Annotated in this window: 13 protein-coding genes; 4 read left to right on the top strand and 9 right to left on the bottom strand. The window is 67.4% G+C overall.

Going from position 1 to position 14,641, the window contains the following annotated elements:
• Window positions 1-4 precede the first annotated feature (4 nt).
• On the bottom strand, window positions 5-1,306 hold the full coding sequence (locus NI1_RS12145) for a D-alanyl-D-alanine carboxypeptidase family protein (RefSeq protein ID WP_067818702.1): 1,302 nt from the start codon (window positions 1,304-1,306) through the stop codon (window positions 5-7).
• 39 nt (window positions 1,307-1,345) lie between these two features.
• Window positions 1,346-2,014 carry a nuclear transport factor 2 family protein gene (locus NI1_RS12140; RefSeq protein ID WP_067818699.1) on the bottom strand — a complete coding sequence of 223 codons (669 nt, stop codon included), beginning with the start codon at window positions 2,012-2,014 and terminating at the stop codon, window positions 1,346-1,348.
• A gap of 163 nt (window positions 2,015-2,177) precedes the next feature.
• Between NI1_RS12140 and NI1_RS12135 the strand changes: the two genes are divergently transcribed.
• Together NI1_RS12135 and NI1_RS12130 are read left to right on the top strand one after the other, a co-directional pair.
• Complete coding sequence (locus tag NI1_RS12135; protein WP_067818695.1) at window positions 2,178-3,689, top strand: MFS transporter; 1,512 nt, start codon at window positions 2,178-2,180, stop codon at window positions 3,687-3,689.
• The gene (locus NI1_RS12130) at window positions 3,679-4,296 is read left to right on the top strand and encodes a TetR family transcriptional regulator (RefSeq protein ID WP_067818692.1); all 618 of its coding nucleotides are present in this window, start codon (window positions 3,679-3,681) and stop codon (window positions 4,294-4,296) included. Before NI1_RS12135 ends, NI1_RS12130 begins: the two co-directional genes overlap by 11 nt.
• Here the strand turns inward: NI1_RS12130 and NI1_RS12125 are convergent.
• Complete coding sequence (locus NI1_RS12125; RefSeq protein WP_067818689.1) at window positions 4,293-5,177, bottom strand: phenylalanine 4-monooxygenase; 885 nt, start codon at window positions 5,175-5,177, stop codon at window positions 4,293-4,295. The two genes, NI1_RS12130 and NI1_RS12125, sit on opposite strands and share 4 nt — an antisense overlap.
• 430 nt (window positions 5,178-5,607) lie before the next feature.
• Here NI1_RS12125 and NI1_RS12120 point away from each other — a divergent pair, with 430 nt between their 5' ends.
• The gene (locus NI1_RS12120; RefSeq protein WP_067818685.1) at window positions 5,608-6,384 is read left to right on the top strand and encodes an ATP-binding protein; all 777 of its coding nucleotides are present in this window, start codon (window positions 5,608-5,610) and stop codon (window positions 6,382-6,384) included.
• Between the two features lie 2 nt (window positions 6,385-6,386).
• Here the strand turns inward: NI1_RS12120 and NI1_RS12115 are convergent, their stop codons facing one another.
• The 3 genes from NI1_RS12115 to NI1_RS12105 all read right to left on the bottom strand — a co-directional run bounded on the left by NI1_RS12115 (window position 6,387) and on the right by NI1_RS12105 (window position 9,962).
• A complete protein-coding gene (locus NI1_RS12115) occupies window positions 6,387-8,270 on the bottom strand; it encodes a CheR family methyltransferase (protein WP_067818682.1) in 1,884 nt (627 codons plus the stop codon).
• 13 nt (window positions 8,271-8,283) lie between these two features.
• The gene (locus NI1_RS12110; RefSeq protein ID WP_067818678.1) at window positions 8,284-9,279 is read right to left on the bottom strand and encodes a chemotaxis protein CheB; all 996 of its coding nucleotides are present in this window, start codon (window positions 9,277-9,279) and stop codon (window positions 8,284-8,286) included.
• Between the two features lie 221 nt (window positions 9,280-9,500).
• Window positions 9,501-9,962, bottom strand: coding sequence for a hypothetical protein (locus tag NI1_RS12105; RefSeq protein ID WP_067818675.1), 462 nt, complete (start codon window positions 9,960-9,962; stop codon window positions 9,501-9,503).
• Window positions 9,963-10,086: 124 nt separating this feature from the next.
• Here NI1_RS12105 and NI1_RS12100 point away from each other — a divergent pair, with 124 nt between their 5' ends.
• Window positions 10,087-10,704 carry a PadR family transcriptional regulator gene (locus tag NI1_RS12100; protein ID WP_067818672.1) on the top strand — a complete coding sequence of 206 codons (618 nt, stop codon included), beginning with the start codon at window positions 10,087-10,089 and terminating at the stop codon, window positions 10,702-10,704.
• Between the two features lie 39 nt (window positions 10,705-10,743).
• Here NI1_RS12100 and NI1_RS12095 read toward each other — a convergent pair whose 3' ends face one another.
• The 3 genes from NI1_RS12095 to sdhA form a co-directional block, all read right to left on the bottom strand.
• The gene (locus NI1_RS12095; RefSeq protein WP_084523048.1) at window positions 10,744-12,240 is read right to left on the bottom strand and encodes an alpha/beta hydrolase; all 1,497 of its coding nucleotides are present in this window, start codon (window positions 12,238-12,240) and stop codon (window positions 10,744-10,746) included.
• Window positions 12,241-12,337: 97 nt separating this feature from the next.
• Window positions 12,338-13,111 (bottom strand): succinate dehydrogenase iron-sulfur subunit, encoded by a 774-nt coding sequence (locus NI1_RS12090; RefSeq protein ID WP_067720640.1) that lies wholly within the window; start codon window positions 13,109-13,111, stop codon window positions 12,338-12,340.
• The coding region (gene sdhA / locus NI1_RS12085; RefSeq protein WP_067818669.1) for a succinate dehydrogenase flavoprotein subunit at window positions 13,111-14,641 on the bottom strand (1,531 nt) is incomplete at its 5' end. The genes NI1_RS12090 and sdhA, both read right to left, overlap by 1 nt.

Below are 14,641 nucleotides of genomic sequence, written 5' to 3'. Positions count from 1 at the left end.
AGGTTCAGCGGCGGCGATTCAGCCGCCGCGCACCGGCCAGTAAAACCAGCACCAGGATCACGCCGCCGACCATCAGGGTGATGCGCAGATCGTGATGGTCCGAGCTCGGTCCGCTCGCCTCCCCGCCGGTCGACTGCGGCGGGCTGGCAAGCGCCACAACGGTTTCCGGAGCGCTGCCGGGCTTGTCGGAACCGCTGGGCAGCGCGCCCACGTTCGAACCGGACGGCAGCGCGAACCCGTAGTCCAGGAGCTTGGCCGCCTGCTCGAACGGGCGGAAGGGCCGCACATCGGCCTTCAGCAGGGTCACCACCAGCCGGCGACCGTTGCGCTGGGCCGCCGCCACGAACGTCTGCCGGGCATCGTCGGTGAACCCGGTCTTGCCGCCGATCGCCCCGTCGTACTCGTACAGCAGGTGATTGTCGTTGGCGATCGGATATCCCGGATGATCCTTGTCCTCGGGGTCTTTCGGGTCCGCCGGAAATCCCGGGAACTGCACTTCCTCGGTGTGGATCAACTCGGCGAACAAGGGCAGCGTCATGGCATCGCGGAAGATGGCGGACAGATCGTAGGCCGAGGTGCTCATCCCCGGCCCGTCCAGCCCGGACGGAGTGGCGGCGCGAGTATCCAACGCCTGCAACGCTTTCGCGCGCTCGTTCATCTTGGCGACTGCGGCCTCCTCCCCGCCCAGCTGCGTCGCGATGGCATGCGCCGCATCGTTTCCGGAGGCCATGATCAACGCCTGGAACAGCTGCCGGTTGGTGTACTTCCCGCCCGGCCCGATCCCCACCCGGGTGCCGTCGGCGTTCGCGTCATCCTGCGTCCCGGTCACCGTCTTGTTCAGATCCAGCACGCGCAGCGCCACATCCGCGAGCAGCACCTTGATGGTGGAGGCCGGCCGGTACCGCCCGTGCGGGTCCTTGGCGGCCAGCACCTTCCCGGTGTCCAGATCCGAGACCATCCACGCGGTGGCCGAGATCCCCTCCGGTACCGCGGGCGCGCCCTTGGGCAGCACCAGCCCGCAGCCGCCCAGATCCTTGCCGCCGATCGGCGAGCTCGGCACCGGCAGCGGCGCGGGCGCGCTCTGGCCCGGCGCGGGCACCTCGGAGGTGTCGATGGGCGGCGGGGGAGTGGTCTTCTGCGGGCACCCGTCGGTATTCGGGGTGGTGAAAGGCGTTGTCGTGGTGGACGGTTGGCCGTACGCCGCACCGGGTAGCGGTGCGATCGAAATTCCGGCGAAGCCGGACAGGCCCACCGCCACCACGGCGGCGATGCGAAGCGAGGCGCGGTTACTCCTGCGGATGCTCATCGATCATGAGCTTAAATGCGACCCGCCGCGCGAGTGTGATCAGCTCCGGTGCTGGACCGGGCAACCGTGGGCGAGCGGGCCGAGCAGCTTGTTGTTGTCGTAGAAGTGCTCCAGCTCCAGGATGCGCAGATCCTCGGAGACCTTGGCGATGGTGATGCCGGTCATCTCGATCAGCTCGCCGGTGGGGTGGTGGCCCTTGTACTCGCCGGTGTAGCGACCCCAGTGCCGCCATTTGAAGGTGACGGTCGGCGGGCCCGCGAGGACTTCGAGGACCTCCCAGAAGAACCCGCCGGGGAAGGCGGTGTGGAAGATGTGGTGCGAGGACTCGAAGGTCTCGCCCGCGACGTCGTAGTAGGGGTTCTCACCGATCAGGATGTTGTAGGAGCCGATGCGGGCGAACTCCTCGGCGTCCTGCCACGGCCCGCCGTTGACCCGGCCGCGGTAGTGCTCGGCCACCAGCGACACCCACTTGGCCGGATCCTTCTTGTGCGAGACCTCCATCTCGAAGACCTTCACGAGCTCTTCGACGATGTGCTCCAGCGAATCCGGGGCGTGCTGGGTGGAGCGCTCGACCGGAATCACCTGCGCGCTCAAGTGGTAATCGGGGGCGCCCTCGCGCCAGTCCTCCGGGGCGGCGGCGGCGATCACGGCATCGCGTCCTTGCAGGTGCAAGGGGGCGACGACGGGTTCGGTTGCTTCAGTTGTCATTTCGAGCCTCACGATCCCAGACCCGTTGCGGGGTCGGCACATTCAAAAACGATCCGGTGCACGGTAGCAGGCCGCAAGTTTCATGTCGCGTCAAGAATTGACAGTTGATTGCAAATGAGAGACTCTCTCATTATCGAGTAACAACCACTTGATTGGAACTGTCATGAATGATCCCGGAGTGCGCCGCTGGCTGGCCCTCGGCGCACTGGCCGTGGCCATGCTGACCATCGGCCTCGATGTCACCGTGCTCACCGTCGCCCTGCCCACGCTCGCCGTCGACCTGCACGCCGACACCGCCGCGCTGCAATGGTTCAGCAGCGCGTACACCCTGGCCCTGGCCGCCGTCATGCTGCCCGCGGGCGCGCTCGGCGACCGCTACGGCCGGAAGAAGTTCCTGCTCGCCGCGCTGCTGCTGTTCGGCGCGGCCTCCCTCGCCTGCGCCTTCGCGGCCTCCTCGGGCCAGCTCATCGCGGCCCGCGTCGTGCTCGGCGTGGCGGCCGCGGCCATGATGCCGCTGTCCATGGCCGTGCTGCCCGGACTCTTCCCGGATCCGGCGCAACGGCAACGCGCACTGACCGTCTGGATCACCTCCACCGCCATCGGACTGCCGCTCGGCCCGATCGTGGGCGGCTGGCTGCTCCAGCACTTCTGGTGGGGTTCGGTGTTCCTGCTCAATGTGCCGATGGTCGTCATCGGCGCGACCGCCGTCGCCCTGCTGGTCCCGGAATCCCGCAGCGACAACGACTTCCGTATCGACCTGCCGGGTGTGGCGTTGTCCGCCACCGGAATGCTCGGGCTCACTTACGGTTTCATCCGGCTCGGTGAGAGGGGCTGGGGCAACGGTCTCGGCTGGGCCGCCGTGGCGGCCGGGGTGCTGGTGCTCGGCGCGTTCCTGCTGTGGCAGCGCCGTACCGCCCAGCCGCTCATCGACGTCGGGCTCTTCGCCGCCCCCGGATTCCGCTGGGGCACCGTCTATCTGGTGATCGTGAACTTCGCGATGTTCGGCCTGCTCTTCACCATGCCGCAGTACTTCCAGGCGGTGCTGGGCGCCGACGCCCTGGGCAGCGGGCTGCGCCTGCTGCCGCTCATCGGCGGACTGGCCGTGGGCTCCCGCATCGTCGACAAGGTGCTGCCCAAGGCGGGGCTGCGGGCGGTGCTGACCACCGGCTTCGCGGTGCTGGCGCTCGGGCTCGGGCTGGGCGCGCTGATCACCGTGGACGGCGCGTACTGGTTCGCGGCGGTGGCCATCGCGCTGCTCGGTTTCGGTATGGGCCTGGTGATGCCGGCCGCCATGGGGCTGGCCATGGGCGAACTGACCGCGGACCGCGCCGGATCGGGATCGGCGCTGCTGCAAGCGCTTCGGCAGGCGTCGGGCACCATCGGCGTCGCGGTGCTGGGCACGGTGCTGTCCACGCGGTACCGGTCGAGCCTGGGCGAGCTGAACCACGACCCGATCGCCGACGGCGTCAATGCCGGTGTCGGAGTGGCCCGCAAGCTCGGCGACCCGGCGGTCCTGCACCACGTGCAGAGCGCCTTCGTCGACGGTATGAGCGCCATGCTCTGGGTCTGTGCCGCCGCCTGCGCAGCCGCGACCGCCTTGGCCGCGCTGCGCACCCGGCAGCCGGCGGCACCGGAGCCCGAGGCCGATGCTGCACAATCGGTGCATGTCGGCTGAGTCCACCAACGCCTTGATCGCCGCGGAATCCGCGTCCCGGCCGAAGCCCACGCTGCGGGAGCGGAAGAAGGAACGCACTCGGCGCACCATTCGCACCGAGGCGTTCCGCCTTTTCCGGGAACAGGGGTACAACGAGACCACCGTGGAGCAGATCGCGGAGGCCGCCGAGATCTCGCCCAGCACCTTCTTCCGATACTTCCCGTCCAAGGAGCAGGTGGTGCTGGCCGACGATCTGGACCCGTACATGTTCCGGGCGATCGACAGGCAGCCGCCGGGTATGCCGCTGCTGGCGGCGATCCGCCAGGCCACCCTCGATGCGCTGGCCGAGGTATCGGAGGAGGAGTTCGACTTCGAACGGGAACGCATGGCCCTCATCCGGGCGGTGCCGGAACTACGCGGCGTGATCGCCCGGGAGCTGGAACGCAATACCCAGATCATGGTCGAGATCGGAGCCCGCTACACCGGCCGCGCCACCGACGATTTCGAACTGCGGGCCTTCGCCGGGGCGATCACCGGAGCCATGTTCGTGCTGATGGACGACGACCCCTACGGCGAGGGCCAGATCACGCGGGTGCTCGACTTCCTGGCCGCGGGCCTGCCGATCTAGACGGTTTCCACCAGCTCCGCCACCGAATCGTCGGTCATGGTGGCGAAGAACCCGCCCACCACCTCTTCGATCTCGTCGACGGACTCCGCGCAGTACAGCACCGGCTGATAGTGGGTGATGTCGTAGGCCCGGGTGCCCATCTCCCGAATGTTCAACGGCCGCAGCTCGGCCGCCCGGAACTCCTCGATCTCCCCGTACGAGGAGAGCAATCCGGCTCCGTAACAACGGACTTCGCCGTGTTCGCGGAGGACGCCGAATTCCATCGAGAACCAGAACACGTCGGCCAGGAATTTGAGCGCCGTTTCGGTGCTGATCCGGGCGACCGCCGCGCCCACCGTCTCGTACAGGGCGGCGAACCGGGGGCTGGCCAATTGGTTGGCGTGCCCGAGGATTTCGTGCACCGCGTCCGGCTCCGGTGTGTACAACGGGGCCGAATGGTGCCGAATGTACTGAGTGGAGTGGAAGATCCGGTCGGCGAAGGACCCGAAGAATTCACGCAACGGCACCAGTCCGGCGGCGGGCACATAGCGGAATCCGGTGAGCGGCACCAATTTCGCGGAGACCTCGGACAATTGCGGAATGTGATCGGCGGGTAAGCTCAGCCGGTCCGCCGCCTCGATCACCTCGGCGCACGCGTAACGCTCCCGCTTACGGGCCAATTCGGCGGCGACAATTCGCCAGACTTGCTCTTCTTCCGCGGTGTATTCGATGTGCGGGACCGGTTCGCCGGTTCGGTAGTTCAGTGCGAGAGCGGCAATGGCATTGCGGCGGGCGCGGTACGCCGGATCGTGCACACCGGGATGCTCGTCGCTCAGATGCACGGTCACGTCGCCGTCAGCCCCCTTGCTGACGGGGGAGTACAGCTGAGCTTCGGTGAACATACCTCGATGCAATCACCGCATTGTGAGCTAGACAACGAACCCGCGCACGGCTGGGCAATCTGCCTAGTTGAGCCGGTGGATGGGTCTTGGTGACAGGCGTGTATTCCGGTGCGGCTATGCAATGGGCACAACATCGGAAACCGCGCCCGGCCCCGCCGATCACCGCCCGCCCGAGCCACCCCGCCACATCCCGATGATCGAATTCCGATTGCTCTCCGCCCGGCGGGGTAAGTCATCAGCGTGGGCCGGGTGAATCGGTGAAAGACGGCCGGTACATTCGACGGCACGACCGAGGATTTTTCGAATTGCCCGCGCGACAAAGCCGTCGGCGGGATGGCAGGGAACCGGCGCTCTGGTTGCCATTTCCCGGTGCGAGCCACCGCGGTCATGCGGGACGCCGCGGTCGGTGCGCGAATACTTTGCGGAAGTGATGTTGGTGGGGAAAGCGCCGGGTGGGCCGGAGATCCACTGGGATCGGGTCGAAACGCAGGGCTGTGCGGTGGTCAGCCCGCGCGGCGAATTGGATGCGGGCGTCTATCGGAGATTCATCGATGATCTGGTGAAGTTCGCGGTCGACGAACCGCGGGCGGTCATCGTCGTACTCGACGACCTGGTCATCGCCTCGGAACCGCTGTACACCGCATTCACCAGCGCCTGGATCCGCGTCGGCGATTGGCCCGGGGTCCCGATTCTGCTCGTGATGCACGATGACGACCGGTTCGCTCGATTGCGTGCCAGCGCCGTGCGCCGCTTCGTGCCCGTCTACCCTTCGCTGTCGCAGGCCCTCGCGACGGTCGGCACCCCGCCGGCACGCCGCCGGGTCAGTGTGGAGCTGCCGAGCGCCGCCGACAGCGCCCAGCGCGCCCGCCGCGTCGTCGAGCAGGTGTGCGAACGCTGGGAACTGCCCGATATCCGCGGCGACGCGCTGCTGATCGTCACCGAGCTGGTCGAGAACGCCTTCCTGCACAGCCGGGCGGACGCGGATCTCGAACTGCGGCTGGAAATGCGCGAGGACCTGTTCACCGTCGCGGTCGCCGACGCCGATCCACGCGAGGCCGTGCTGCGCGAGCCGACCCCGGGTTCACCGCGGCTCTACGGGCTGCACGTGGTGGCGCGGCTGGCCCGCACCTGGGGCTGTGCGCCGCGCCGGCCCGTCGGCAAAGTGGTGTGGGCGGTGCTGCCCACCTCGCGACGCCTGTCGCACTGATATCAAAGGGCCTGCGCCGCACCGGCTTCCGGGTCGCCGCCGTTGCAGGGCTCCATCACCAGGATGGCCCCGCTGGGTGCACCGGCGCGATCGCGCAGCGAGGTGCAGACCACGCGCACGGTGATGCCGCGCCCGCGCCGGTTCACGCCATCGATCTTGACCTCGGCCCGGTACGCCGGATCGCTGAGCGCCGGGCGCACGATCGGCCGCAGCTCCGCCACCGGCAATCCGATATCCAGATTGAGCAGATGCTCACCCTCGGCCTCGTCCGAGCGCATGCCCCACAGGTTCTCGGCCCCGCTGTTCCACACCACGATGCGCATGGAGCTGTCGACCACGGCCACCCCGGCCGACCAGGAACCCATGACGGCGGCGAAGAACTCGTTCACCTCGTCGAGTTCGGCACTGCGCTCGCGCAATTCGTGATTGATGGTCTGGAGCTCGTCATTGGTGGATTGCAGCTCCTCGTTCGTGGTCTCCAATTCCTCGTTGGTGGACTGCAATTCCTCGTTGGTGGTCTCCAGCTCCTCCACCGTGGACTGGAGTTCCTCGTTGGTGGTCTCCAGCTCCTCGTTGGTGGACTGGAGCTCCTCGTAGGCCGATTCCCGTTGCTGGTTGGCGCGATTCAACTCGGTCAGCAGCCGCCGGGTGGCGGTCACATCGTGGAAGACCAGCGAGACGCCGAGCGCCACGTCATCGGCGATCAGCGGGCTGACGTGCACCTCCAGCGCCAGCACCTCGCCCGGACCGCGCTGCCATTCGATGTCCTTGATGCGCAGCGCGCGTCGCTCGGTTCGCACCTGATCGATATAGCCGCGCAACTCCACCGGCCGGTACGACAGCTCCAGATCCCGCAGCGGGCGGCCGATATCGCGATCGCTCAGGCCGAACAGGTGCTTCGCCTGCTGATTGGCGAGGGCCACCACATCGTCACCGTTCAGCACCACCTGCGATACCGGGCCGGTCGAGAAGGCCATGCTGCGCAACGTCTCCACCTGTTCCAGATCCCGGCGGTCCGGCATGAACGCGCGGCCGAACACCGAACCGACATCCACCCGGGAGGTCGGCACCTTGCGGAACACCCGGCGTTTGAGGTCCACCGGATCGAAGATGCGGCTGTGCGAGAGCAGCATCTCCGCCTTGCCCAGGAACAGCATTCCCCGTGGGGCCAGGGCGAAATGGAATTTGTCCAGGATCTTGGTCTGGGTCTCGGCGTTGAAGTACATCAGGGTGTTGCGGCAGGCCAGCAGGTCGATCCGGGAGATCGGGGCGTCCTGCACCAGGTCGTTGCGGCCGAAGATGACCGAACGGCGCAGATCCTTGCGGAACGAATAGCGGCCGCCGACCGGCTCGAAATAGCGTGCGATCAGGTCCTGCCCCAGCGGTTGCACCTCTTTCTCGCTGTACACCGCGTGCCGCGCGGTGGCCAGCGCCTCCTCGTCCACATCGGTGGCGTAGATCTTCACCCGCTGCCGGAACTCGTCGATGCCGAGCACCTCGGCCAGCACGATGGCCAGCCCGTACGCCTCCTCCCCGGAGGCGCAGCCCGCGCACCACACCCGCACCGGCTCCTCCGGGCCGCGCTCGGCCAGCATGGTCTGCACCACCTGGCTTTGCAGGTACTCCCAGGCGTCGGCATCGCGGAAGAAGCCGGTGACATTGATCAGGATGGTGTTGAACAGCGCGGCGAACTCATCCGAGTTGGCTTGCAGCACATCGAGATACTCGACGTAGTCCGCTACGCCGAGCTGCGCCAGGCGCCGGTCCACCCGGCGCATCAGGCTGCTGCGCTTGTACCCGGTGAAGTCGAAACCGCGAGCCTCCTTGAGATACCGGAGGATCTCCTCGAAGCCGTGCGCGGGGCGGGGCGCATTTTCCTGGTCCACAGCGCACAACCTACTAGCCGGAACCCTCGATTCCACGCCCGACCAGCAGCTTCCGGATAACTTCCGCAGCATGCCCGTGTTCGGATCCCTGGTCGGCGTAGCGCCGCGCCAAGCCGTCGTCGCCGAAACGCTTGGCGTCGGTGCGCATGCGCTCGGCCAGCTGCTGCTTCTCCTGCAATGCGCGCAGTGCCGACCAGAGCGCCTTCTCCACCTCGAGCTGCTGTTCGGTCAGCAGCGCCTCGGCCGACCAGGCGTGCCCGACCCGGCAGCGGTAGCGCAGGCCGTTGCCGAAGGTGTAGAGCGAGCCGTTGCAGTCGGGGCAGCTCAATCCGGACGGCGATGCCATGGCCTCCACCCCATCTCGGCCGGTATGCGAACCGGCATCGATCTTCGCCTCGATTCGATCCATTTCCGAGAGCGGCGGCGGCGGGGGCAGCGTGCCGCGCTCCTTCAACAGGTCCGCCACCGCGCCCCCGAGTTCGCGGGCGGGCAGCACCAGATCCACCGCGACATGGGCCAGGGCGCTGTCGGGCATGCCGCGATACAACGCCTCCTCCGGATCCTGCACCGCGGCCAGGCCGCCCTGGCGTTTGATCAGCATCAGGCCGGCGGTGCCGTCGTCCAGGGAACCGGAGAGCACCACCCCCGTCACCCGGGGGCCCCACTCGACCGCCGCGGAACGGAACAGGGCGTCCACTCCCGGCCGGTGCCCGTTCTCGGAAGGGCCGTGCGACAACATGATTCGCGAATCCCGGACCAGTAGATGGTGATCCGGGACGGCGGCGTGGATGCGGCCGTTCTCCAGCGGCATGCCGTCCTGCGCCGGCACCGCCGGCAACGGCCCGGCCCGGCCGAGGATCGGCGCGAGTGCGCTCACCCCGTGCGGTGGCATATGCAGCACCACCAGTACCGCGGCCGCGATATCCCCGGGTAGTCCGCGCACGAATTCACGTAGCGCCTCGACCCCACCGGCCGACGCGCCGACCACGATCAGATCGGTGGATTCCATCCCGGGCCTCCTCTCGATAGGTAGGCCCTGGTCTTGTTCAGGCTACGCCCAGCACCGCTGGCGGCGATACCCGCTCGCGCTCCGATCATGCACCGGGCAATGCGAGGTTCGCCCGCGTCCGATGACGCGGGCGATCCGTTGCGCACCGCGGGGCGGCGGTGCTGTGCTGTTCGTTCCGCCGGTATCGAAATCGGTTGCAGCCGAGGACGATACGCCGGAAGTCAGCGTGGGGCGTGCGCCGGGTCGGCCAGCGTCGGGGTGCGGCCCTGCTTGCGGGCGCGCTTGGCGTCTTCGAAGAACTCACGGCTGAACAATGCCGACAGCACGGCGATACCGGCGCGATGCACGCGGAACTCGCTCGTCTTCGCGGTGCCGGTGAGCCGGATGACGCGGCCGGCGGCGTGCGCGGGCCGGGCGAAGTCCTTGACCCGGCCGCGACCGGTCCACTCCAGCTCCGACTGGTCGATGACGGCGTCGTCCGGCACCAGCAGTTTGACCATGGCGTGGTCGAGGTCGGCGTGAATCACGATCTCGGCGTCGCCTGCGATGCGCGGCGAGCGCAGGTCGATGACGGTCGTGCCGTAGCGGGCCTTGACGTCGAAGCGGTCGGCGTCGGTCCAGTCGCCCAGGTGCTTGGTGCTGTCGTGGTCGACGTGGATTCTCACGGGCTTGGTGGTGTGCATCGCCTCGGTCCTTTCGGATTCGGTGTGGTCGAGTTCGCCTGCTCCTCAATGGTGGCACAGAGACTAGTTTCTTGGCAACTAGTTTGCATGAATCTAGTTTTCGGAAACCTAGTAGGATGGGGGTATGACGGCATCGACGCAGATCAAGAGCTCCCCCCTGGCCGTGGCGGTGCTCGGGATACTGCACCTGGAGCCGATGCACCCGTACGCCATCCAGCGCCGTATCAAGGAATGGGGCAAGGACAAGGTCGTCAATGTGGGCGCGCGCGCCCAGCTCTACAAGACGATCGCCCGGCTTCAGGAGGCCGGTCTGGTCGCGGTCCGCGAAACCGGCCGCGATCAGCAGTACCCCGAACGCACCGTCTACGAGATCACCGATGCCGGCCGCACCGCCTGCGGCGCCTGGCTGGCCGACATGATCTCCAAGCCGCGCAACGAGTTCCCCGAGTTCCCCGCCGCCCTGTCCTTCCTGATGCTGCTCGGCCCCGACGGCGCGCGCGTCGAGCTGGAGCGGCGTGCGAAAGCGCTACGCGCACAAGCCGAGGAGATGGAAGCGGACGCCGCGCAGGCCCAGCAGCTGCACCTGCCGCGCGTGGTCGTACTGGAAGACGAATACCTGCGCGCCGTCAACGCGGCCGAATTACGTTATGTCGAAGGCATAGTCGCCGACCTGGCCGCGGGAACCCTGACCTGGTCCTGGGAATCCCTTGCCCCGCACCATGACTCCGAGAAAGACGCTTGAGTCACCGCATCGTCCAGGCCGGAGAGCGGTCCGAACCGGTCAAGCCGCGGGACAGCGCAGCCCGGCCGGGGGCGGGGTCAGGACGTTCAGGTAGCGGGCCACGGCTTCGTCCACGCAGGTCGAGCCGACACCGACCACCCCGTGCCGGTGGTCTTCGTAGGTGATCAGGTCCCCGCCGAGTTCACGTGCCAGAGCCACGCTGCCGTCGTAGGGGGCGACGGGGTCTCCGGTCGCGGCTACCACGACCACCTTGGGCAGGTGTGAGATCTTCGGCTGATGGGGGAGCCAGGCGGCGGGCACCGGCCAGAAAGCGCAGGCGTCCAAGGAAACTCGGCCGGTGGAGCGGCCGTCGTCGAAGGCGGGCGCGGCCGCGCGAGTGCGACGGTCGAGTTCGGCGGCCGTGGCCGGATCGGTGGCGATGTGCTCCTCACGGCACAGCACCGCCTTTTGCAGATCCCGGTCCGCGGTGCCGGTGGCGGCGAAATCGGCCCAGTACAAAAGGATGTCGCCGCGCCCACGAGCCAGTTCGGCCAATCCGGTGTTGATGGTCTGCCAGGAGAGTGGGCTGTAGAGCAGCACCTTCACCGCGCTCACCGCGTCCTTGTATCCCAGCGTCCGCCCCACCCCCGTGGCCGGCCGGTCCCGCAGCGGATTCACCAGGGCGCGAAAGGCTTCCGTCGCCCGAGCGTCATCGGTGCCGAGTGGGCAGCCCGCCGTCCGCACACACCAGGCGGCATAGGCGTCGAAGGCCCGCTGCATGGCCGCCGGCCGCCGCTCCGCGTCATCGATATCCGCGGTCGCGTCGATCCCGCCGTCGAGCACCATCGCCCGGATCCGCTCCGGGAACAGCTCGGCCATGGTCGACCCGATCCGCGTCCCGTACGACGACCCCAGATACGTCATCTTCTTGTCCCCCAACGCAGCCCGGATCACATCCATATCCCGCGCCGTCTCCCGGGTCCCGATATGCGACAGCACCTCGACCCCCGTGCGCTCCACACACTTGGCGACGAATTCCTTCCGCCGCTGCTCGGTAGCCGCGATTCCCGCCGCCGAATAATCCAGGTCCGCATCGTTCCGCTCCGCCGCGAACTCCTCCGCCGTCCGGCACACCACCTTCGGCGTCGAAGCCCCCACTCCCCGCACATCGATCCCGATCACATCGAACTGCTCCGAAACCGGCGAAGCCGCAAGCAACAACGGCCGCGTCAACCCCGCCCCACCCGGTCCACCCGGATTGGTCAGCAACGACCCGACTTTCGTCCCCCGCGCCGCCAACCGCGACACCGCGATCTCCGCGGTCGCACCCCCGAGATCCGCATAATCCAACGGCACCCGCACCCGCGCACACGACAACCCCCACTCCGCCAACCCCTCGGCCCCCGCGAACCCCTCGCAAGACCCCCACTCCACCCGCTGCCCATAAAACCGCTCCAGCCCGGTATCCGAAGCGCTGCCCGCGATTCCGCAGCCGCTCACGGCGAATACCGCGGCCAGCAACAGCCGCGCCCACATCCCGCCGGCCCGTTTCACCATCGCCGCCCCCTCGCATCCACGTCCGAACCATAGCCGGGCAGAACGAAAGCCGCCCCCATCCGAAGACGGGGGCGGCTTTCGAGTCCCGGGAGCCGGTCTAGCGCGCGAAGAGCAGGGCGCGCTTGACTTCCTGGATCGCCTTGGTGACCTCGATGCCACGGGGGCACGCGTCGGTGCAGTTGAAGGTGGTGCGGCAGCGCCACACACCCTCGACGTCGTTGAGGATGTCGAGACGCTCGCGGGCGCCCTCGTCACGGCTGTCGAAGATGAAGCGGTGCGCGTTCACGATCGCGGCCGGGCCGAAGTAGCTGCCGTCGCTCCAGTACACGGGGCAGGAGGTGGTGCAGCAGGCACACAGGATGCACTTGGTGGTGTCATCGAAACGGGCGCGGTCGTGCTGGGACTGGATGCGCTCGTAGGTGGGCTCGTTGCCGGAGGTGATCAGGTACGGCTTGACCGCCTTGAAGGCATCGAAGAACGGCTCCATGTTCACCACGAGGTCCTTCTCCTGCGGCAGGCCGCGGATCGGTTCGACGGTGATGGTGATGTCCTTGCCGTTCTTGGGCAGCATGTCCTTCATGAGGATCTTGCAGGCCAGACGGTTGACGCCGTTGATGCGCATGGCATCCGAGCCGCAGACGCCGTGCGCGCAGGAGCGACGGAAGGTGAGCGTGCCGTCCAGGTAGGACTTGATGTAGATCAGCACGTTCAGGAACCGGTCGGTGGGGAGCACCGGCACCTTGAATTCGTCCCAGTGCGCGCCCTTGTCGTCGTCCGGGTTGAAGCGGGCGACCTTGACCGTGATCATGGTCGAGCCGTCCGGCACCGGAGCGGGCTTCTGCGGAGCCGCCTGGTCGAGTGTGGCAGTCATCAGTACTTACGCTCCATCGGCTCGTAACGGGTCTGCACGACCGGCTTGTAGTCGAGACGGATTTCGGAGATGAGCTCCGGGCTCGTCTTGTACGCCATGGTGTGGCGCATGAAGTTGACGTCGTCGCGATCCGGGTAGTCCTCGCGTGCGTGGCCGCCGCGGGATTCCTTGCGGTTCACCGCACCCGCCACCGTCACCTCGGCCAGCTCCAGCAGGAAGCCGAGCTCGACGGCCTCGAGCAGGTCGCTGTTGTAGCGCTTGCCCTTGTCCTGCACGGTGATCCGCGAGTAGCGCTCCTTGAGCACCTGGATCTCCTCGAGCATCGACTTCAGCGACTCCTCGGTGCGGTACACACCGGCCTTGTCGTCCATCGCGTTCTGCAACTCGGTGCGGATATCGGCGACGCGCTCGTTGCCGTGGTCCGACAGCAGCCCGGCCAGCCAGTCCTGCACCATCTGCGCCGGGTTCTCCGGCATTTCCACGAAGTCGGCGCGCTGCGCGTACTCGGCGGCCGCGATGCCGGCGCGACGGCCGAACACGTTGATGTCGAGCAGCGAGTTGGTACCCAGACGGTTGGCGCCGTGCACGGAGACACAGGCGCACTCACCGGCGGCGTACAGGCCCGGGACGATATCGGTGTTGTTGCGCAGCACCTCACCGCGGATACGGGTCGGGATGCCACCCATCACGTAGTGACAGGTCGGCATGACCGGCACCGGCTCCACGACCGGGTCCACGCCCAGGTAGGTGCGCGAGAACTCGGTGATATCCGGGAGCTTCTCCTCCAGCACGTCCGCGCCGAGGTGGGTGACGTCGATGAGCACGTAGTCCTTGTTCGGACCCGCGCCACGGCCTTCGCGCACCTCGAGCACCATGGAACGCGCGACGATGTCACGCGGCGCCAGGTCCTTGATGGTCGGCGCGTAGCGCTCCATGAAGCGCTCACCGGAGGCATTACGCAGAATGCCGCCCTCACCACGCACGGCCTCCGAGATCAGGATGCCCAGGCCCGCGAGACCTGTCGGGTGGAACTGGTGGAACTCCATGTCCTCCAGCGGAAGTCCCTTGCGGAACACGATCGCCATGCCGTCACCGGTGAGGGTGTGGGCATTGGAGGTGGTCTTGTACATACGACCCGAACCACCGGTGGCGAACACGATCGACTTCGCGTGGAAGACGTGCAGCTCGCCGGTGGCCAGCTCGTAGGCCACCACACCGGTCGCGATGGGACCATTGGAGCCCTCGGACAGGATCAGGTCCAGCACGTAGAACTCGTTGAAGAACTCCACGTCGTGCTTGACGCAGTTCTGGTACAGCGTCTGGAGGATCATGTGGCCGGTGCGGTCGGCCGCGTAGCACGCACGACGCACGGGCGCCTTGCCGTGGTCACGGGTGTGGCCACCGAAACGCCGCTGGTCGATCTTGCCTTCGGGCGTCCGGTTGAACGGCAGGCCCATCTTCTCCAGATCGAGCACGGCATCGATGGCCTCCTTGGCCATGATCTCCGCGGCGTCCTGGTCGACCAGGTAG

It is taken from the genome of Nocardia inohanensis NBRC 100128 (assembly GCF_001612945.1).
Taxonomy (GTDB): Bacteria; Actinomycetota; Actinomycetes; order Mycobacteriales; family Mycobacteriaceae; genus Nocardia; species Nocardia inohanensis.
Note: the sequence above shows the minus strand (reverse complement) of the source record. Positions and strands in the feature narration are given on the sequence as shown.